This is a genomic window from Pseudomonas wayambapalatensis (genome assembly GCF_049942315.1).
GTDB classification, from domain to species: Bacteria; Pseudomonadota; Gammaproteobacteria; order Pseudomonadales; family Pseudomonadaceae; genus Aquipseudomonas; species Aquipseudomonas wayambapalatensis.
The window spans coordinates 58,532-78,524 of record NZ_JBNFMU010000183.1; the positions used below are offsets into that span (position 1 = coordinate 58,532).

Consider the following 19,993-nt stretch of genomic DNA (forward strand, 5'->3'; position numbering starts at 1 on the left):
GCACATCAGGAAAATTCGAATGGCGCCAGATGCATGCCCTGGTCGTCCACCTGCAGCGCCCAGCCTCGGCGATCCCAGTCTCCCAGTACGATGCGTCGCGCCGGCTGGCCTTCGACCACCAGCTTGTGCAGGGCAGGGCGGTGGGTATGGCCGTGGATCAGCGTACGCACATTGTGCTCGCTCATCACCTTGGGCACTTCGTCGGGGGTGACATCGACGATTTCGGTGTTCTTCATCCGCGTCTGCGCCTGGCTTTCACTGCGCAGCTTGCGTGCCAGCTTCTGGCGCGTGGACAGCGGCAAGTGACGCAGGATCCAGAGGCTCAGCGGGTTGCGCAGGTAGCGGCGCAGCTTCATGTAGGCGACGTCGCGGGTGCACAAGGTGTCGCCATGCATCAGCAGTACCGGCTCACCGCCCAGCTCAACCACGCTGGGGTCGGCCAGCAGGGTGCAGCCAGCGGCCTTGCAGAAGTCCTGCCCGATGAGAAAGTCGCGATTGCCGTGCATCAGGTAGATGGCTGTGCCGCTGTCGGACAGCGTGCGCAGTGCCTGGCAGATCGATTGCTGGAAGGGCGTCATGGCATCGTCGCCGATCCAGGCTTCGAAGAAGTCGCCAAGGATGTACAGCGCCTTGGCGTGCCGCGCCCGCCCATCGAGCAGATCTAGAAACGCCCGGGTAATGTCCGGGCGTTCTTCTTGCAGGTGCAGATCGGAGATCAGCAGGATCACTCAATGATCTCGGCTTTCTCGATGATCACGTCGTCCTTCGGCACGTCCTGGTGGCCAGCCTTGGAACCGGTGGCGACTTTCTCGATGGCATCGACCACTTCACGGCCTTCGGTCACTTCGCCGAATACCGCGTAGCCCCAGCCCTGCACGTTCTTGCCGCTGTGGTTGAGGAAGTCGTTGTCGGAAGCGTTGATGAAGAACTGCGCCGAGGCCGAGTGCGGCTCCATGGTGCGGGCCATGGCGATGCTGTACTTGGTGTTCTTCAGGCCGTTGTCGGCTTCGTTTTCGATGCTGGCGCGGGTTTTCTTCTGGTTCATGCCAGGCTCGAAGCCGCCGCCCTGGATCATGAAACCCTTGATCACACGGTGGAAGACGGTGCCGTCGAAGTGGCCGTCCTTGACGTACTGAACGAAGTTCTCGACGGTTTTCGGGGCTTTTTCGGCGTTCAGTTGCAGAACGATGTCGCCGTGGTTGGTGCTCAGTTTGACTTTGGACATGCTGAAATTCGCTCTTTCAAGGCATTCGAGAATAGGGTGCACAGGTCGCGTACTGTACCTGACGCAGGATCTGGCGGCGGCGACACAAGGCGCGCGGCGGCCATTTTGCCAGCTGGCGACAAAACGCTGCGAGAAATCGCGCCAGTTTGTCGGTGCCCGGCTGTCAGCAGCTTGACTGCTTCGGCTATGATAGGCCCTTTGATTCAATCGGCCTACCCGGACCGGACATCTGCATTCAAGGATCCTATGAGCAAGCCCACCGACAACGCGACCAACGCCGCTGCCAAAGGCGCCCCCGCCGTCCCTGCGAACTTCCTGCGACCGATCGTCCAGGCTGACCTGGACTCGGGCAAGCACAGCAGTATCGTCACCCGCTTCCCGCCGGAACCGAACGGTTATCTGCACATCGGCCACGCCAAGTCGATCTGCGTCAACTTCGGTCTGGCCCAGGAGTTCGGTGGCGCCTGCCACTTGCGTTTCGACGACACCAACCCGGCCAAGGAGGACCAGGAGTACATCGACGCCATCCAGCGTGATGTCAAGTGGCTGGGCTTCGAGTGGACAGGTCCGGTGCGCTTCGCTTCCGACTATTTCGACCAGTTGCACGACTGGGCGGTCGAGCTGATCAAGCGCGGCAAGGCCTACGTGTGCGACCTCACCCCTGAGCAGGCCAAGGAGTATCGCGGCACCCTGACCCAGCCTGGAAAGAACAGCCCGTTCCGCGAGCGCAGCGTCGAGGAGAACCTCGACCTGTTCGCACGCATGAAGGCCGGCGAGTTCAAGGACGGCGAGCGTGTGCTGCGTGCCAAAATCGACATGGCCTCGCCGAACATGAACCTGCGCGACCCGATTCTTTACCGCATCCGCCATGCCCACCACCACCAGACCGGTGACAAGTGGTGCATCTACCCCAACTACGACTTCACCCACGGCCAGTCGGACGCCATCGAGGGCATCACCCACTCGATCTGCACCCTGGAGTTCGAAGGCCATCGTCCGCTGTACGACTGGTTCCTCGACAACCTGCCGGTACCGGCGCATCCACGCCAGTACGAGTTCAGCCGCCTGAACCTGAACTACACCATCACCTCCAAGCGCAAGCTCAAGCAACTGGTGGACGAGCAGCACGTCGAGGGCTGGGACGATCCGCGCATGTCCACGCTCTCGGGCTACCGCCGTCGTGGCTACACCCCGGCCTCGATCCGCAACTTCTGCGACATGGTCGGCACCAACCGCTCCGATGGCGTGGTCGACATGTCGATGCTCGAGTTCAGCATCCGTGACGACCTCGACCGCACCGCGCCGCGCGCCATGTGCGTACTGCGTCCGCTGAAGGTGGTGATCACCAACTATCCAGAAGGCCAGGTCGAGCAACTCGAATTGCCGCGCCACCCGAAGGAAGACATGGGCGTGCGCGTCCTGCCGTTCGCCCGTGAGCTGTACATCGACCGTGATGACTTCATGGAAGAGCCGCCCAAGGGGTACAAGCGCCTGGAGCCAGCCGGCGAGGTGCGCCTGCGCGGCAGCTACGTGATTCGTGCCGACGAGGCGATCAAGGATGCCGAGGGCAATATCGTCGAGTTGCGCTGCTCGTACGATCCGGACACCCTGGGCAAGAACCCCGAGGGCCGCAAGGTCAAGGGCGTGATCCACTGGGTGCCGGCCGCCGCCAGCGTCGAGTGCGAGGTGCGCCTGTACGACCGCCTGTTCCGCTCGCCCAACCCGGAGAAAACCGATGAGGGCGGCAGCTTCCTTGAAAACATCAATCCGCAATCGCTGCAGGTGCTGACGGGTTGTCGTGCCGAGCCTTCGCTGGGCCAGGCCCAGCCAGAAGATCGCTTCCAGTTCGAGCGCGAAGGCTACTTCTGCGCCGACCTGAAAGACAGCCAGCCGGGTCGCCCGGTGTTCAACCGCACCGTGACCCTGCGCGATTCGTGGGGCAGCTAAGGAATCCTCGTGCTTAACATCTACAACACCCTGAGCAAGACCAAGGAAGTTTTCAAACCCCTGGATGGCAACAAGGTGCGCATGTATGTCTGCGGCATGACCGTGTACGACTACTGCCACCTGGGCCATGGTCGCAGCATGGTGGCGTTCGACCTGATTACCCGTTGGCTGCGCAAGAGCGGCTATGAGCTCACGTACGTACGCAACATCACCGACATCGACGACAAGATCATCAACCGCGCCAACGAAAACGGCGAGCGCTTCGATGAGCTGACTGCGCGCATGATCGATGCCATGCACGAGGATGAGCGGCGCCTGAACATCCTCAAGCCGGACCTGGAACCGCGTGCCACCGATCACATTCCTGGCATGCACGCGATGATCCAGACCCTGATCGACAAGGGCTATGCCTACGCACCGGGCAATGGCGACGTGTACTACCGCGTCGGCAAGTTCGTCGGCTACGGCAAGCTGTCGCGACGCAAGATCGAAGACCTGCGCATCGGCGCTCGCATCGAGGTTGACGAGGCCAAGCAGGATCCGCTGGACTTCGTCCTGTGGAAGGGCGCCAAGCCGGGCGAGCCGAGCTGGGATTCGCCCTGGGGTCCAGGCCGTCCGGGCTGGCACATCGAGTGCTCGGTGATGTCCACCTGCTGCCTGGGCGAGAGCTTCGACATCCACGGTGGTGGCAGCGATCTCGAGTTCCCGCACCACGAGAACGAGATCGCCCAGAGCGAGGCGGCCACCGGCAAGCCTTATGCGGCGGCCTGGATGCACTGCGGCATGATTCGCATCAATGGCGAGAAGATGTCGAAGTCGCTGAACAACTTCTTCACCATTCGTGACGTGCTCGAGAAGTACCACCCGGAGGTGGTGCGTTATCTGCTGGTGGCGAGCCACTACCGCAGCGCCATCAATTACTCCGAAGACAGCTTGCGCGATGCCAAGGGCGCCTTGGAGCGTTTCTATCACGCACTGCGTGGCCTGCCGCGCGTAGCCGCCAAGGGTGGCGAGGCGTTCGTCGAGCGGTTCACCGTGGCGATGAACGATGACTTCGGCACCCCTGAAGCCTGCGCCGTGCTGTTCGACCTGGTGCGAGAGATCAACCGCCTGCGCGACAGCGACGCTGATGCAGCGGCAGGCCTTGCCGGTCGCCTGCGTGAGCTGGGTGATGTGCTGGGTGTGCTGCAACTGGATGCCGACGACTTTTTGCGTGCCGGTGCCGAAGGCCGTGTCGATGCTGCCGAGGTCGAAGCCTTGATCCAGGCGCGTCTGCAGGCGCGTACGGACAAAAACTGGGCGGAGTCCGATCGCATTCGCGATCAACTGACTGCCATGGGGGTGGTGCTGGAAGACAGCAAAGGCACCACCACCTGGCGTCTGGCTGACTGATACAGCTCGAGGGCTGCCCTGCAGCCCTGTCGCGGGACACGTCGGGGTGCCGAACAGCCCTCCGACTTGTCCCGCGATGCTTTTCAGCTTTTCAGGCGATCGAGCAGTGCAGTACCAACTTCGCCCCGCCTAGCTCGCTACTGCCCACTTCCAGTCTGAACCCATGCAGGTCGACGATCGCTGCAACGATCGACAACCCCAGCCCGAACCCTGGGTGACGATGGCCTTCCTCGCTGCGATAGAAGCGCTTGAGCACCGCCGCCCGCTCCTGTTCCGGAATCCCTGGCCCGCTGTCCTCGATGGCGATATGCACGCCATCGTCGTCCCGCCGTGCCTGGATCCGTACCTGCCCCCCCTCTGGGGTGAACTTGATGGCATTGCCGACCAGGTTGGCCAAGGCCTCGAACAGCAGCTCCCGGTCGCCGTGCAGCGCGGGCAGTTGCGCAGGCTGCTCCAATTGCAGTCGAATGCTGCCATCCTCTGCAAGCGGCAGGTAGAAGTCGTGCAGCTCCACCAGCAAATTGTGCGGATCAAGCTCGACGAACCCTGCGCGGCGCTGGCGGTCTTCCAGCTCGCTGATGCGCAGCAGGCCGCGGAAGCGTGCCATCAGGGTGTCGGTCTCGCTGATGGCCTGATCCAGCGCTTCGGCTTGCGGCGAGTTCGCTCCACTCTGCTGGCGAATGCGGTAGAGCTGGGCCCGCAGGCGGGTCAGCGGCGTGCGCAGGTCGTGGGCAATGTTGTCGCAGACACCCTTGACCTCGTGCATCAGCCGTTCGATGCGGTCGAGCATGGCGTTGACGATCGCTGCCAGCATGTCCAGCTCGTCTCGTCGTGCCGACAGCGGCAAACGGTGGGTGAGATCGCCGGCGACGATCAGCTCGGCGCTGGCTTGTACCGCGCGGATACGCTTGAGCGGGCGCCTGCGTAGCAGGTACCAGCCGGCGAAACCGGGAATCAGCGTCAGTGAAATCCCCCAGAGCAGCGCGTGCAGAATGATCCGGGTCACCACGAACAGCGAGCCGTTGTCGCGCACCAGCACCAGCCAGCGGCCATCGGAGATGCGGATCGCCACGGCATCGCAGCTGTCGCGCGGCAAGTGCGGATCGTCGGCATCCAGGCAACGCTTGAGTTCGTGAACCTTGCCATCCAGGCCCAACTCCGCCGGGATCGAGCGGATACGACCGCCGATGGGGTTGAGTTGCGGGTCGAACAGGCCGTAGGCGTCGAAGCTGCGTTCTTCGAAGGCCTGGCTGGCGATCAGTGCATCGTCCAGCTGCTTGCCGGTCATGTGCGCGAAGAGGTGCTGGCGTTGCAGCATGGAGTGGCGGGTCAGCTTGTTCAGATAGCTGGTGACCTCGAAGTACAGCACCCCCATGAGGATGCTGCTCCAGGCCACGAACAGGAAGCTGTACAGCGCCAGCAGGCGGCTGGTCGAGGAGCTCCAGCCTTTAGACGGGTTCAGCAATGGCATAACCGGAGCCCCGTACGGTTCGGATCAGCGGTGTCTGGCCGGGTGGATCGATCTTCTTGCGCAGACGACCGATGTGGACGTCGATCAGGTTGGTGCCTGGATCGAAGTGATAGCCCCAGACTTCCTCGAAGATCATCATGCGAGTGATGACCTGCCCGGAGTGGCGCATCAGGAATTCGAGCAGTTTGTATTCGGTTGGCAGCAGGTTCAGGCTGCTCTCGCCGCGTCGGGCTTCATGGCTGATCAGGTCCAGCTCCAGGTCGGCGACCTGCAGGCGGGTCTGGGTCATGGGCACGCTGTTGCGCCGCAGCAGCACTTCGACACGGGCCGCCATTTCGTCAGAGGCGAAAGGTTTGGTCAGGTAGTCGTCGCCACCGGCACGCAGGCCGCGCACGCGTTCGTCGACATCGGACAGGGCGCTGATCATCAGGATTGGCGTGGCGATCTTCAGGCTGCGCAGGGTGGTGACGATGGTCAGGCCGTCGACTTCCGGGAGCATCCGGTCCACGGTGATCAGGTCATAGCCGCCGGCAATAGCCTTGGCCAGGCCTTCGCGGCCATTGTCTGCCCAGTCGACTTCCAGCCCGTGGCTGGAAAGTTCGGCGACGATTTCCTGGGCGGTGACGGCGTCGTCTTCGATGGTCAGTACGCGGGGCATGCTAGTACCTGGGCGGCGATTGGATGACTGATTGTGCCAAAGAATAGACAAACGGCGATTTAAGAAAAATTCATCTATCGGGGGCATGGTGCCAGTATCGGCTTTTCCCGCACAGAGACCGGCCCTGACAGCAATGAAAACGGGGCGTGCCATCGCTGACACGCCCCGTTTTCATTGCAAAGCGACGCCTCAGGCGACCTTGATGATCCAGCCAGCCGGCGCTTCGACGTCACCGCTCTGGATGCCGGTCAGCTCGTTGTAGAGCTTCTGGGTGACCGGGCCGACCTTTTCCAGGTCGTGGAACACGTGCAGTTTGCCGTTGTACTCGATACCACCGATCGGGGTGATCACTGCGGCCGTACCGCAAGCGCCCGCTTCGATGAAGCGATCGAGCTTGCTGATTTCGACATCGCCTTCGATCACGGTCAGGCCCAGGCGCGATTGCGCCAGTTCCATCAGCGACAGGCGAGTGATACCTGGCAGTACCGAGGCCGATTTCGGCGTGACGAACTCGTTGTTGGCGGTAATGCCGAAGAAGTTGGCCGAACCGACCTCCTCGATCTTGGTATGGGTCAGCGGATCCAGGTAGATGGCGTCGGCGAAGTTGGCTTTCTTCGCTTCGGAACCCGGTTGCAGGCTGGCGGCGTAGTTGCCCCCGACCTTGGCTGCGCCGGTGCCCTGTGGGGCGGCACGGTCGAAGCTGGAGATCTGGAAGTTGTGCGGCTTCATGCCGCCTTTGAAGTACGAGCCTACCGGGATGGCGAACACCGAGAAGATGAACTCCGGCGCGGTACGCACGCCAATGTTGTCACCGGTGCCGATCACGAACGGACGCAGGTACAGGGCACCCTTGCCGTGCGGCGGAACGAACTTCTCGTTGGCCTTGACCACCTGCTTGCACGCCTCGATGAACACATCGGTCGGCACGTGCGGCATGAGCAGGCGGGCGCAGCTGCGCTGCATGCGGGCGGCGTTCTGGTCCGGGCGGAACAGGTTGATCGAGCCATCCTTGCAGCGGTAAGCCTTCAGGCCCTCGAAGCATTGCTGGCCGTAGTGCAGGGCAGTCGAGCCTTCGCTGATGTGCAGCACGTTGTCGTCGGTCAGGGTGCCTTTGTCCCATTCGCCGTTGCGCCACACGGACAGGTAGCGCTTGTCGGTCTTGATGTAGTCGAAGCCCAGCTTGTCCCAGTTGATCTCGTTGCTCATGACACCCTCTATTGTCTTGCAGAGGCCCGATCGCTCGGGCTGCTTTTAAATGCGCACCTCGCCACGATAATACATCCGCAGAGGATGGGGAACGGCCAGTCATGAATTGCCCTGGATGCTTCGTCGTTCAGCCCAGGTCGAGGCATCCATCAAGGTGCAGGCATTCAAGGAATACGCTGTCGTGGGAGGCGACCAGCAGGGCGCCAGAGAACTGCTCCAGCATGGTTTCCAGTGCCTGCAGCGAAGGCAGGTCCAGGTGGTTGTTGGGTTCGTCGAGCAGCAACAGGTCCACCGGTTGTTCGCGGTACAGCACTGCAGCCATCGCACCCTTGATGCGCTCCCCGCCACTGAGCAGTGTGCTGGGCAGCTCTATTCGGGCGGCGTCCAGGCCCAGTTGGGCAAGACGGGTTCGCATCTGTGCCTGTGAAAGGGCAGCGTTGCCCTGGCGCAGGTGCTCGAGCAGCGACAGCCCAGGCGTCAACTGACTGCAATGCTGGTCGAGCAGGGCAACGTCGCCGCTGATTTGCAGGGTGCCTGCTGTGGCCTGTAGCTCTCCGGCCAGCAGCCGCAATAACGTGGACTTTCCGCTGCCATTGGCCCCAAGCAGCCCCAGGCGCTCACCAAGTGACAGGCTCAGGCTCAGTGGGGTAGCTGTGCCCCGTGGCAGGCACAGCGCGTCTAGTCGCAGTACTCCGCGCCCGCGATGACGTGCGGGTGTCGGCGCGTGCAGGGTGATCGCCGTGTGCCGCTCGACCTGTCGCGCAGCCTCCCGGACCTGTTCGTGCAGCGCTTGATGTGTAGCCTGCTGGTCGCGCCGTTGCTTGCCGGCGCTCACCTGGCTACGTTGCTGCTGGCGATCAATGAGGATCTTCGCCTGGTTGGCATGCTTGGCTTGATGCCCCACTTGCGCCTGATGCCGCACGAGATTTTCGTGCTGGCGTTGCAGTTCGCGGGCCTGGCGTTGCTGTTGCTGCTTGGCACGCGCAAGCGCCTGCTCGGCCCGGGCTTGGGCGTGCATTTTCTGCTCGGCGTAGAACGCGTAGTTGCCGCCGAATGCCTGCAGCCCGAGCGATGAAAGCTCCACGATACGTTCCATGGAGGCCAGTAGTGTGCGGTCATGGCTGATCACCAGCAGGCCTTTGTCCCAAGCTTGGATCATTTCCAGGAGATTGGCGCGAGCGCAGCGGTCCAGGTGGTTGCTGGGCTCGTCAAGGATCAGGAAGTCGGCATCACTGGCCCACGCACCGAGCAGGGCGATGCCCATCGCCTGGCCGCCGCTGAGCGTGGCTGGGGCTTGCTGCAGGTCGACGCTGGCAAAGCCTTGTCGGTCGAGCAATGCCCGAAAGCGCTCGCGAACATCCCAGCGATCCGCGACCAGGTCGAAGTCGTTGGGGGCGGTGCTGCCTGCCTCGATGCGCTCGAGGGCCTGGACTACCGGGGCGACCTGGGCCAACTCGGCAACCGTCGCGCTGCGGTGGATGCTCTGCTGGTCCACATGGTGGACGCGGCCGATGCGTCGACAGCGCCCTGAAGTGGGCGCGCGCAGGCCGGCAAGGATATGCCCCAGCAGGCTCTTGCCCACGCCATTGCGTCCGACCAACCCGGTACGCCGCTGGTCGAAGGATTCATTGAGTTCGGAAAACAGCAACCTGCCATCGGGCAAGGCCAGGGAGACGCTCTCGAGCGTCAGGATCGACGTATTCGTCATGGGTAACTCCACGCATGCCACAACATCCCCACCTGTAAGCAGGGGCTGAAGATTGGCCGTCGAAGGGGACGGCGGCATTAGTGGCGCATTGGACGAACACCTCGTGAATGAGTAGCGGTGCCAAGGGTAATGGTCAGGAGAGCCCAGGTAAAGGGCTCAACCCGGATCGCTGCTCTGCGTGCTGTTCAGTGGTCCCCAATCTGCTGACAAAACCGCAGCAAATTGCCGAACGGATCACGGATCTACATCGGAACAATATTTCGTCTGATTGGTAAGCAAGTGGATTCCTGTGGCGGCCAGAAATATAGGCCATAGAAATCCTGGGATGCCCAGCAATGTTACATGTCCGAGAAAGAAAAGGCTTGCAATGGAGCATGACATTAGAACGATGCCCGTCCACTTGCGCCTGTTTGGACGACGAAGGGTTCTGTCTGTGAGGAACGCAATCAGTGACAAGAAGGCGATGCTGATCAGATCGTTCATCATGCTGCTCGGCTGTTGATGATCAGGCTCTTGATGGTGCGCTGGGGTCCTATGCCGCCTTGGACTTGGGCTTGAATACTGACGATTCTGTCGCCGGAATGGAAAGTAGGGATGCGGCTGGTGACATAGGAGCCGACCAAGCCCCCTACTACAAAGCCGCCTATTGGCGTAATGGTTCCGATGGGGGTGCTGACCGCGCTTCCGAACAAAGCGCCGGCGCTGTTGCGCTGCTCGTTCAGCAGGTCAGCCTGGCTTCGAGAAACGGGGGAGGAGATAGCTACGCGCAGCCAGCATGGTCTGTCATTTGCCTGCATGCGATCGTAGACCTCGAGGATGAGGTCGATAACGCGATAGTTGTCTTGACGGGCTGCAGTTAAGCAAAGCTGGTTCAAGCGACTTCGATCTGAGGGTTGGACGGTCACTTCATTGATTTGGAACGTGATCCCGTGATGACCGACGACTTGATATGTACTTGTAGCCTGCAAGCGAAGTCCCTTACTGGTGCCGAACCTGTTTCAGATGCGCGCACAATGCAGAACTTTCGCTGCTGAGCCTATTCAGGGGTGTCTAAACAGTGTGTGGGAGATTTCAGCAATGTTATTCATCCCCAATCTGCTGACAAAACCGCAGCAAATTCCCGAACGGATCACGGATCTGCATTTGCAGCCCCCAGTCCACCCGCTCGGCTTCCGAGCGTGAATAACCGTACTTTTTGGCCAGCAGTTCGCTTTCGAGCGCCTTCAGATCCTCGACCCGGGCAAACACGGTAGAGCCCGGCGTGGCGTCGCCATAGTGCTCGGACAGGTGCAGGATCAGCCCGTCGCGGTGTATTTGCGCGTACAGCGGCAGGTCGGGGGCGAAGCGGTGTTCCCAGTCGAGGCTGAAGCCCAGGAAATCGAGGTAGAACTCCTTGGCCTTGTCGACCGAGAAGATGCGCAGCACGGGAATGGCGGGGGCGAATTGCATGGGGGCATCCTTACCGGGTGAGAGATCGCCACTCTAGCGCATCGCGGTCGGCCGTGGCGATTGGCTCACAGCCCCACGCTGGCGCGTACCATGGCATAGGCCTGGCGTACCAGGGGGTTGACCGTGTTGGCCCGCACCCACAGGTGATAGGTGACGTCAGGCAACGGCGGCAGGCCATCACTCTGGCCGAGCACACGCATGTCCGGGCCGACCATTTCCTGGCTGCGCGCGGTGATGCCCAAGCCTGCGCGTACCGCAGCCTTGATGCCGATCAGGTTGGACGCCAGGTAGGCCTGGCGCCACGGGATGCCGGCCTGTTCCAGGGCGTCAAGGGCCAGTCGGCGATACAGGCTCGGTTCGTCCACCAGCACTAGCGGCAGCGGTTCGCCGGGGATGTGCTGGTACTGCGCTGCACAGATCCACCACACCGGCGAGGTACGCAAGGCGAAACCCTCGACGCCGGGGGCGTTGACGGTGGAAATGACCATGTCGACCTTGCCACGCTGCAGGTCGTCCATCAGGAACGGGCTACGGCCGACGTCTATCTCCAGGCGCAGGTTCGGCGCCGAACGGGCGATATGGCCGAGCAGCGGTGGCAGGATGGTGTCGGCGATGTCGTGCGGCGAACCGATCCGCAGCACGCCGCTCAGGCCATCCTGGCGCAGGCCGGCGAGGGCTTCGTCGTTGAGTGCGAGCATCTGCCGGGCATGGCGCAGCAACTGGCGGCCGGCATCGGTGAGGGCTTTGTGCCGGCCCTGCTTGCGCAGCAGCGCCACGCCCACCTGTTGTTCCAGGCGTTGCATGTGTTGGGTGACCGAGGCCTGGGTGCGGGCCAGGTGGCGGCCCGCTTCGGCGAAGCTTGTGTGATCGACGATGGCGACGAAGGTGCGCAGCAGATCGAGGTCCAGGGCGGGTGTGGTCATGGGCGGGCCTGCGGTTGGAGTGGGGGCGGAGAGCCCGTTTTCACATTACTGCCAGTCAATAAAATATAAAGAATCATTATGTTTTGTTGGCCTGAATTTGCAATGCCTTGACGCAAGTTCCCTTGTTTACGCTGCTTATGCCAAATCAAGCTGCTGCTTACTCGACCCAAGTTATAACGATAGGCAATATTTGCATTTCCCCTGATCCCGCCAAGTTTCTAGGATGCGCCCTCATTGGCCGGGTGTTCCGGCTGCCGGGATGAGGAGCCCCACCATGTCGCTGTCCACCGTTGCCCGTCGCGGCCTGTTTGCCGCGTTGCTCGCCACCACCGGCCTGGCCGCCAGCGGCCTTGCCCAGGCCGATGCCACCCTGGACAAGATCCAGCAGCGCCACAAGCTGGCGGTGGGTGTGGTGCTTTCCGGTGGCCCCTTCGGTGCCATCGACCCGAATACCCGCGAGCCAATCGGTTTCAGCGTCGACCTGGCTCGCGACCTGGCACGCCAGTTGGGCGTCGAGGTCGATCTGGTCGCCGTACAGCCGGCCAACCGCGTGCAGTTCCTGCAACAGGGCAAGGTCGATCTGCTGATCGCCAACATGGAATGGACACCTGAGCGCGACAAGCTGCTGGGCCACGTGCCCACGCCGTTCTATCGGGTCGGCGGCACCGCCGCGCTGGCCAAGGACAGCCCGGTCAAGACCTGGGCCGACCTCAAGGGCCAGCCGGTGTGCACCTCCCAGGGCAGCAGCTACACCCAGGCGCTGATCGACCTGGGCGCCGACCTCAAGGCCTTCAAGACCTCCGCCGAATCCCTGCTGGCCCTGCGCGGCAACAACTGCGTGGCCGCGGTGCATGACGCCACGCTGATCAATCCGCTGTTGGCCAAGGGGGGAGAGTGGAGCGGCTATCGTGCCCTGGCCCCGGAACTGAACCCCGCGCCCTCGGTGATCTGGACCCGCCTGGGCGAAACCGATACCCAGCAGCGCCTGGACCCCTTCGTCAAGCAGTGGCACCGCAGTGGCTGGCTGATCGAGCTTGAGCAGGCCAACCACATCACCCCGGCCTCGCCGGCGCTGGTGGAGTTGCGTGCCAAGCTGCAGGGCGAAGGCGCCTGATGAGCGACAGCCTGCACTGGCTGGTAGGGCAGCTTGCCCATCTCGGCCTGAACTACGCGTTCCTGCTCGACGCCTATGCCAGCGGCAAGCTGCTCGACGGTGCGTTGACCACCCTCGGTCTGTGCCTGTTCAGCATCGTCGGCAGCCTGCTGGTGGGGGTGTTGTTGGCTGCTGCGGTCACGTCCGGGCAGAGCTGGCTGGCCTGGCCGGCGCGGGCCTTCATCGAGGTGACGCGTAACACGCCGACCCTGGTGCAGCTGTATTGCGCTTTCCTGGTGCTGAACATGCTGATCAACCAGAGCCTGGGCAGTGCCAACCCCATGACCCCGTTCGCCTGGGTGGTGCTGGTGATCTCCCTGCACAAGGGCGCCTTTCACGCCGAAGCCCTGCGCGCCGGGATCGAAGCCGTGCCGGCGGTGACGCTCGAAGCGGCCAGCTCGCTGGCCTTCAGCCGTCGCCAGCAACTGCTGCAGGTGCAACTGCCGCTGGCCGTGCGTTTCGCCTTGCCGGCGCTGGTCAACAACCTGATCGACCTGGTGAAGATGACCGCGGTGGCCTCGGCCATCGCCGTCAACGACATTACCTATGCGTCGATCATGATCTGGACCCAGGGCGACAACGTCATCGAGTTGATGCTGCTGATCCTGGCCTTTTTCGGACTGCTCAGCTTTGCAGTCAACTGTATCGGTCGCGCCCTGGAAGCGCGCCTGAGGATGCCGGGTTATGGCCATTGAGCATTTCGCCACGCTCTGGCAGTGGTCGCCCACCCTGGGGGCAGGCCTGCTGCAGAATATCCAGATCAGCGTCGGCGCCATTGGCCTGGGCACGCTGCTGGGGCTGCTGGTGGGGATCCTGCTGCTGTCGCCGCTGCGCCCTCTGCGCGGCGTGGCGCGGTTGTGGGTGCAGGTGTTTCGCAATGCACCCTGGTTGGTGCTGATCTACTTTACCTCCTATGTATTCCCGTTCGATGTGCAGATCGCCGGTGCCTGGGTGGCCTTTCCCGACTGGCTCAAGGTCACTGTGGGCCTTGCACTGCCAGCCAGCGCCAACGTTGCCGAGATCTTCCGCGGCGCGGTCGCTTCGATTCCGGCCACTCAGTGGGAGGCCGCGCGTTCGCTGGCCTTCAGCCGTGGCCAGATTTTCTCCTCGATCATTCTGCCGCAGTGCTTGCGGCGCATGTTGCCGCCGTGGATGAACCTGTACGCGGTGGTGACCATGGGCACCGCGCTGGCTTCGCTGGTGGGCGTGCACGACCTGATCGACAGTGCGCAGATCGCTGCCAACACCGTCAACCGCAGCGGTTTCACGGTGCTGGTGTATTTCAGTGTGCTGGCGCTGTTCTTCTTCTACTGCTACCCGATTGCCCGCCTGACCCAACGCCTGGAGCGTCGCTATGCCTTCTGAACCTTTGATCCAGCTTCGCGATGTGCACCTGGCCTTTGGCGACAATCCGGTGCTGCGCGGTATCGACCTGGACGTGCAGGCCGGGCAGGCGGTGTCGATCATCGGCCCGTCCGGCTCAGGCAAATCGACCATCCTGCGCTGCATGACCGGGCTGTTGCGCCCGCAGCGCGGAAACATCCGCATAGGGGATACCGCAGTGGAGCAGTTGCAGGGCGAAGCCGGGCTGATCGCCCTGCGCAAGCAGGTCGGTTTCGTCTTTCAGCAGTACAACCTGTTTCCCCACCTGAGTGTGCTCGACAACCTGCTGATCGCCCCGACCAAGGTGCTCGGCCGCCCGCGCCAGGCTGTGCGCGACGAGGCCCTGGCGCTGCTCGACAAGGTGCGCCTGGGGCACAAGGCCACGGCGTTCCCCGGTGAGCTCTCCGGTGGCCAGCAGCAGCGCGTGGCGATTGCCCGCGCCCTGGCCATGCGGCCCAAGCTGATCCTGTTCGATGAGGTGACCTCGGCGCTCGACCCGGAGATGGTCGGTGAGGTGCTGGCGGTGATCCGCGAGTTGACCGAGGAGGGCATGACCTGCGTGCTGGTTACCCACGAGATGCGCTTTGCCGAAGAGATCAGCGACCAGGTGTACTTCACCGAGCATGGCCGCATCGTCGAGCACGGCAGCGCCGAGCAGGTGTTCCGTGCCCCGACCCATGCGCGCACCCAGGCCTTCCTCCAGCACGCGCTGGGCGAGGGCAGCCAGCGTCCGAGCCGTCCGGTGCCCGATGTATTGACCAACCTGGGGCGCTACAGCCTCAGCGTGTGATTTCAGCCTCCAGCCAAGAGAGACCGACCATGTCCCGTGATTCCGTGATCCAGCCGTTCCTTGCGCAAGTGCGTGCCATCCATGCGCGCGGCGTCGACCGTGCAGCCCTGCAGCAGATCGTCAAGCTGCTCGAGGGCCTGGCCGAGCGCCGCGAATTGTTCAACTTCGAGCGTTTTCCGGCCCCGGATGGCGCGACCGGCGAAACCCAGTTTCGCTATCGCCTGAACGACGACGGCGAGTCGCCGACCCTGTACGTCAATTCGCTGTTGCCAGGCAAGGCGACCCTGCCGCACAACCACGAGACCTGGGCGATCATCGTCGCCGTCGAGGGCCAGGAGCTCAACCGCGTGTACCGCCGCGAGGACGACGGCAGCGATCCGGCCCGTGCCACCCTGGCGCTGGAGCGCGAGATCGTGGTGCAGCCGGGAACCTCGGTGGCCTTCCTGGGCGAGGACCTGCATGGCATCCGCGTCGAGGGCGACAGCCCGACGCTGCACTTCCACCTCTATGGCCGCCCGCTGGAGTCTCTGGAGCACCGCTACGGCGTCAAGGATGACGGTAGCGTGGTGAACTACAACAAATCACAGATGGCGCCTTCGATCGAGGCTTACGGGCTTTGAAATGGGTGTCGCGCTTTTCGCGGGCAACCCCGCTCCTACATCTAAGGCACCTGTAGGAGCGGGCTTGCCCGCGAAAGGAACGACACGATCTCCCAGCACTGCCCCCCACCAACGACCACGGACTGCGTCCCATGATCCCCAGCATCACCCCCGAGCTTCTGCACACCTGGCTGTTCGACGGCCAGGAAATTGCCCTGTTCGACCTGCGCGAGCACGGTCAATACGGCGAGGCCCACCTGTTCTACGCCGTCAATCTGCCCTACAGCCGCCTTGAGCTCGAAGCGCCGCGCCTGGCGCCCAATCCTGCGGTGCGTGTGGTGGTCTACGATGAGACCGGCGGTGCGTTGGCCCAACGCGGAGCCGAGCGTCTACAAGCGTTGGGCTATACCGCCGTGCATTGCCTGGAGGGCGGCAGCCTGGGCTGGCAGCGCGCCGGTTTCGAGCTGTTCGCCGGTGTGCACCTGCCTTCGAAGGCCTTCGGCGAGCTGGTCGAGCATGCCTGCCACACCCCGCGCATCAGTGCCCAGGAGCTGGCTGAGTGGCAGCGCCAGGGCAAGCCGTTGGTGCTGCTCGATGGTCGCCCGCTGGAGGAGTTCGTCAAGATGAGCATCCCCGGCGCCACCTGCTGCCCGAATGGCGAGCTGGGCTATCGCCTGGAAGACCTGGTGAGCGACCCGCACACCCCGGTGGTGATCAACTGCGCCGGCCGCACCCGCAGCATCATCGGTGCGCAGACGCTGATCAACCTGGGTATAGACAACCCGGTCTATGCCTTGGAGAACGGCACCCAAGGCTGGTACCTGGTGGACCTGCCGCTGGATCACGGCAGCCAGCGTGGGTACCCCGAACACAGCGGCGCCGCGCTGACCAGGCAACGTGCGCGGGCGCGGCAACTGGCCCAGCAGGCGGGGGTCGCCTGGGTGGATGCAGAGCAGGTCCGACAGTGGGCCGCCGACGCCGGGCGCAGCCTGTTTCTCTGCGACGTGCGCACCCCCGAAGAGTTCGCCGCCGGCAGCCTGCCGGGCGCACAGCATTGCCCAGGTGGCCAGCTGATCCAGGGCACCGACCTGTATATCGGTGTGCGCAAGGCCCGTGTGGTGCTGTTCGACACGGATGGCGTGCGCGCGCCAGTGGTCGCCAGTTGGCTGCGCCAGATGGGCCACGAGGCCCATGTGCTCGAGGGGGGCCTGGACAGCGGCCTGGCTCTGGACGTGGCTGCACCATTGCCGGTGACCCTCGCCGAAGCCCGCGTCGATGAGCTTGCAGACGCGTTGCTGATCGACCTGCGCTCCAGCACCGCCTACCGCAAGCGCCACTTGCAAGGCGCCCGGTGGTCGATCCGTCCGCAGTTGGCGCAGCAGGTGGGCGGGGCTGGGCAGCGCCTGGTGTTCATCGCCGACGATCCGCGCGTGGCGCAGTTGGCGCTCGCCGAGCTTACACCTGCTCAGCAACAGGCCGCACGCCTGTTCCCCCGTGCATCGCTGAACGACTGGCCGCAGGTGGAGAATGACCTGTCGTTGCCGGATGCAGCCTGTATCGACTTCCTGTTCTTCGTCCATGACCGGCACAGCGGCAACAAGGACGCGGCTCGACAGTACCTGGCCTGGGAAACCGGCCTGATCGCCCAGATGAACGAGGCCGAAACCGCAAGCTTCAGTCCGTTGACCCCTGTCGACCCGGTGGCCACGCGCCTGGTGCACGGTGGTCGGGGCGAGCCGGGTCCAGGTGCGCATGGGGTCAATCCGCCTGTGAGCCGCCTGAGCACGGTGCTGTTCGACAGCGTCGCCGACATGCGCCAGGCCCGCAGCCGCCGCGACCAGGAGCGTGTGCTCAGCTACGGAGCCCGTGGCAACCCCACGGCCTTTGCCCTGGAAGACCTGGTCAGCGAGCTGGAAGGGGGGTATCGCACCCGCCTGTACGCCACCGGCCTGCAGGCAATCGCCCAGACGTTCCTGGCCTACTTGCGTCCGGGAGATCATCTGCTGATCAGCGATGGTGTCTACGATCCGGTGCGGCGCCTGGCGCGTGAGCTGCTCGAACCCTTCGGCGTGCAGGTGCAGTACTTCGCTGCCGACGGCCGTGACCTGGAGCAGGTGCTGCGCGCCGAAACACGCATGGTCTACAGCGAAAGCCCCAGCTCGTTGCTCTACGAGCTCAACGACCTGCCGGCCATGGCTGCCCTGTGCAAGGCCCGCGGCGTGCTGTTGGCCGTCGATAACACCTGGAGCTCGGGCTACCTGCACCGGCCGCTGACCTTGGGCGCCGACATTTCGGTCATGGCCCTGACCAAGTACCTGGGCGGACACAGCGACGTGATGATGGGCAGTGTCTGTACTACCCGCGAAGCCTTTGCCGCGCTCTCGCGCATGAGCGACAACTGCGGCTGCACCGTAAGCCCGGACGATGCCTGGCTGGTGTTGCGTGGTGCGCGTAGCCTGGCCAGCCGCATGGCCGTGCACGAGCGCCAGGGGTTGGACATCGCGCGCTGGTTGCAGCAGCGCGAGGAGGTGGCACAGGTGTTCCATCCAGCCTTGCCGGAGCACCCTGGGCACGCCTTGTGGCAGCGCGATTTCAGCGGTAGCAATGGCTTGCTCAGTTTCACCCTGGCGAACCCATCGCTGGCGAGCGCCGAGTCCTTTGTCAATGGCCTGCGCCTGTTCGGGATCGGTGCATCCTGGGGCGGCTACGAAAGCCTGGTGACCTTGGCCGGGACCCGCGAGCGCCAGTGTGCGCCAACCCTGGTCGGGCCCCTGGTGCGCCTGCACGTGGGGCTGGAGGACGTGCGTTCGTTGCAACGCGATCTGGACCAGGCCCTGCGCCGGGCGCGTTGAGTCAGAGCATCGGCGGTCCCTCACGCCGACGCTGCGCCCACAGGCATGCCGCAGCACACAATCCGCCGCCGCACGCGGCGGTGACCATCAGCGCGATGAACATGCTGCCGGGCATGCCTGTCCCCAGCAGGTAGCCGCACAGTACCGGGCTCAGTGCGCCGCCGACTGCCGCCAGGTTCTGGAATCCGTAGTAGCTGCCCTTGAGGTGTTCAGGGGCAATGCTGTCGATGAACAGGAACTCGCTGGGCAACAGGATCATTTCGCCGAGGGTGAAGACGAACATTGCCAGGCACCAACTGATCAGATTGTCGGCATACAGGAACCCCGCCAGCCCGCCGATGAACAGCACCGCACCGATGCTCATCCAGCGCCCCAGGTTGTCGCGGCTGAGCAAACGGCCGAACTGGAATTGCAGGACGATCACCACCAGGGCGTTGCAGGCCAGCAGCGCCGAGAGGGTGGTCATGGCCTGCGCGGGTGGGTATTTCACCAGCAGGTACTGCGACAGGTAGATGGTGAAGCGTCCGTGCACCAGGGCGTTGAGCAAGCTGCCCGCGGTGAACAGCAGCAGGATGCGGTCGCTGCGCACCGCCGCCAGTACGGCCATGAAGCGCGTTGGCGGCTGCGCGGTAAGGGTGGTGTTCGCCGTGCTGGCGGGCACCGCGCTCATCACCCACAGGCTCAGCAGGGCCACCGCGCTGGCGGTCCAGAAGGGCGCCAGCGGGTGCAGCCCGACCAGCACCACGCCGAGCATGGGGCCGGTGGCGTAGCCGATGTTGGTGAGGGTGTAGCGCAAGGAGAAGGCCTTGGCGCGCTGCTCGATCGCCAGGTATTCGCCGAGCATGGCCTTGGAACCAATGACGAACAGTGCCGAGGCCGACTCGGTCAGCACCAGGGTCAGCGCGGCCTGCCAGGCGTCCTGGGCGAAGGTCAGCAGCAGGAAGCCGATCGCGGTCGAAAGCATCGCCAGGCCCAGCAGGCGACGCTTGTCGAAGCGGTCGATCACGTAGCCGCCGTAGAGGCCGAACACGGTGCCCGACAGTGCGGCGACACTGATCAGCAGCCCCACGTCATGCTGGGCCATGCCCAGTTGTGTGGTGAGGAACAACGCCAACAGGGGGCTGGTGAGCGAGCGGCTGATCACCAGGGTCAGCGAGCTCAGCATCAGGCGGCGGATGACGGGGGAGTAGGTGGCCACAGTCCATTCTCGGGCATTGGGAAATGTCGGTATGGGCCT

At 63.6% G+C, this 19,993-nt stretch carries 18 protein-coding genes; 8 read left to right on the forward strand and 10 right to left on the reverse strand.

Annotation, left to right across the window (positions count from 1 at the left end):
- Positions 1–5 precede the first annotated feature (5 nt).
- Positions 6–728 carry a UDP-2,3-diacylglucosamine diphosphatase gene (locus ACPZMI_RS13975; protein ID WP_186664007.1) on the reverse strand — a complete coding sequence of 241 codons (723 nt, stop codon included), beginning with the start codon at positions 726–728 and terminating at the stop codon, positions 6–8.
- Complete coding sequence (locus tag ACPZMI_RS13980) at positions 725–1,225, reverse strand: peptidylprolyl isomerase (protein ID WP_186664009.1); 501 nt, start codon at positions 1,223–1,225, stop codon at positions 725–727. Before ACPZMI_RS13980 ends, ACPZMI_RS13975 begins: the two co-directional genes overlap by 4 nt.
- Before the next feature lie 246 nt (positions 1,226–1,471).
- Between ACPZMI_RS13980 and ACPZMI_RS13985 the strand changes: the two genes are divergently transcribed.
- Both ACPZMI_RS13985 and cysS read left to right on the forward strand, forming a co-directional pair.
- Positions 1,472–3,172 (forward strand): glutamine--tRNA ligase/YqeY domain fusion protein, encoded by a 1,701-nt coding sequence (locus ACPZMI_RS13985; protein WP_186664010.1) that lies wholly within the window; start codon positions 1,472–1,474, stop codon positions 3,170–3,172.
- 9 nt (positions 3,173–3,181) lie between these two features.
- Positions 3,182–4,564, forward strand: a complete 1,383-nt coding sequence (cysS, locus tag ACPZMI_RS13990; protein ID WP_426352454.1) for a cysteine--tRNA ligase — start codon at positions 3,182–3,184, stop codon at positions 4,562–4,564.
- A 91-nt stretch (positions 4,565–4,655) separates the two neighbouring features.
- On the opposite strand, the gene ACPZMI_RS13995 is transcribed toward cysS, so the two are convergent.
- The 7 genes from ACPZMI_RS13995 to ACPZMI_RS14025 all read right to left on the reverse strand — a co-directional run bounded on the left by ACPZMI_RS13995 (position 4,656) and on the right by ACPZMI_RS14025 (position 11,979).
- Positions 4,656–6,035 (reverse strand): sensor histidine kinase, encoded by a 1,380-nt coding sequence (locus ACPZMI_RS13995; RefSeq protein WP_426352455.1) that lies wholly within the window; start codon positions 6,033–6,035, stop codon positions 4,656–4,658.
- Positions 6,013–6,693, reverse strand: a complete 681-nt coding sequence (locus ACPZMI_RS14000; protein ID WP_186664016.1) for a response regulator transcription factor — start codon at positions 6,691–6,693, stop codon at positions 6,013–6,015. Before ACPZMI_RS14000 ends, ACPZMI_RS13995 begins: the two co-directional genes overlap by 23 nt.
- A 189-nt stretch (positions 6,694–6,882) precedes the next feature.
- Complete coding sequence (locus tag ACPZMI_RS14005) at positions 6,883–7,899, reverse strand: branched-chain amino acid aminotransferase (RefSeq protein ID WP_054891515.1); 1,017 nt, start codon at positions 7,897–7,899, stop codon at positions 6,883–6,885.
- 127 nt (positions 7,900–8,026) lie between these two features.
- Entirely contained in the window at positions 8,027–9,607 is a 1,581-nt protein-coding gene (locus ACPZMI_RS14010; RefSeq protein ID WP_426352456.1) for an ATP-binding cassette domain-containing protein, read from the reverse strand.
- A 482-nt stretch (positions 9,608–10,089) separates the two neighbouring features.
- A complete protein-coding gene (locus tag ACPZMI_RS14015; RefSeq protein WP_426352457.1) occupies positions 10,090–10,482 on the reverse strand; it encodes a hypothetical protein in 393 nt (130 codons plus the stop codon).
- 205 nt (positions 10,483–10,687) lie between these two features.
- The gene (locus ACPZMI_RS14020) at positions 10,688–11,056 is read right to left on the reverse strand and encodes a glyoxalase superfamily protein (protein ID WP_426352458.1); all 369 of its coding nucleotides are present in this window, start codon (positions 11,054–11,056) and stop codon (positions 10,688–10,690) included.
- A gap of 65 nt (positions 11,057–11,121) precedes the next feature.
- The gene (locus ACPZMI_RS14025) at positions 11,122–11,979 is read right to left on the reverse strand and encodes a LysR substrate-binding domain-containing protein (RefSeq protein ID WP_186664022.1); all 858 of its coding nucleotides are present in this window, start codon (positions 11,977–11,979) and stop codon (positions 11,122–11,124) included.
- A gap of 274 nt (positions 11,980–12,253) precedes the next feature.
- On the opposite strand from ACPZMI_RS14025, the gene ACPZMI_RS14030 reads away from it, so the two are divergent.
- From ACPZMI_RS14030 to metC, 6 genes are all read left to right on the forward strand, one after another.
- A complete protein-coding gene (locus ACPZMI_RS14030) occupies positions 12,254–13,093 on the forward strand; it encodes a transporter substrate-binding domain-containing protein (RefSeq protein WP_426352459.1) in 840 nt (279 codons plus the stop codon).
- Positions 13,093–13,827 carry an amino acid ABC transporter permease gene (locus ACPZMI_RS14035; protein ID WP_426352460.1) on the forward strand — a complete coding sequence of 245 codons (735 nt, stop codon included), beginning with the start codon at positions 13,093–13,095 and terminating at the stop codon, positions 13,825–13,827. The genes ACPZMI_RS14030 and ACPZMI_RS14035 overlap by 1 nt, the downstream gene beginning before the upstream one ends.
- Entirely contained in the window at positions 13,817–14,497 is a 681-nt protein-coding gene (locus ACPZMI_RS14040; protein WP_426352461.1) for an amino acid ABC transporter permease, read from the forward strand. The genes ACPZMI_RS14035 and ACPZMI_RS14040 overlap by 11 nt, the downstream gene beginning before the upstream one ends.
- Positions 14,487–15,305: an amino acid ABC transporter ATP-binding protein gene (locus tag ACPZMI_RS14045; RefSeq protein ID WP_426352462.1), complete on the forward strand. Its 819-nt coding sequence runs from the start codon at positions 14,487–14,489 to the stop codon at positions 15,303–15,305. Before ACPZMI_RS14040 ends, ACPZMI_RS14045 begins: the two co-directional genes overlap by 11 nt.
- 29 nt (positions 15,306–15,334) lie before the next feature.
- The gene (locus ACPZMI_RS14050; RefSeq protein ID WP_426352463.1) at positions 15,335–15,925 is read left to right on the forward strand and encodes a cysteine dioxygenase family protein; all 591 of its coding nucleotides are present in this window, start codon (positions 15,335–15,337) and stop codon (positions 15,923–15,925) included.
- A gap of 131 nt (positions 15,926–16,056) precedes the next feature.
- A complete protein-coding gene (gene metC, locus ACPZMI_RS14055) occupies positions 16,057–18,756 on the forward strand; it encodes a cystathionine beta-lyase (protein WP_426352464.1) in 2,700 nt (899 codons plus the stop codon).
- A 1-nt stretch (position 18,757) separates the two neighbouring features.
- Here the strand turns inward: metC and ACPZMI_RS14060 are convergent, their stop codons facing one another.
- The gene (locus ACPZMI_RS14060) at positions 18,758–19,954 is read right to left on the reverse strand and encodes an MFS transporter (RefSeq protein ID WP_426352465.1); all 1,197 of its coding nucleotides are present in this window, start codon (positions 19,952–19,954) and stop codon (positions 18,758–18,760) included.
- Positions 19,955–19,993: the final 39 nt, after the last annotated feature.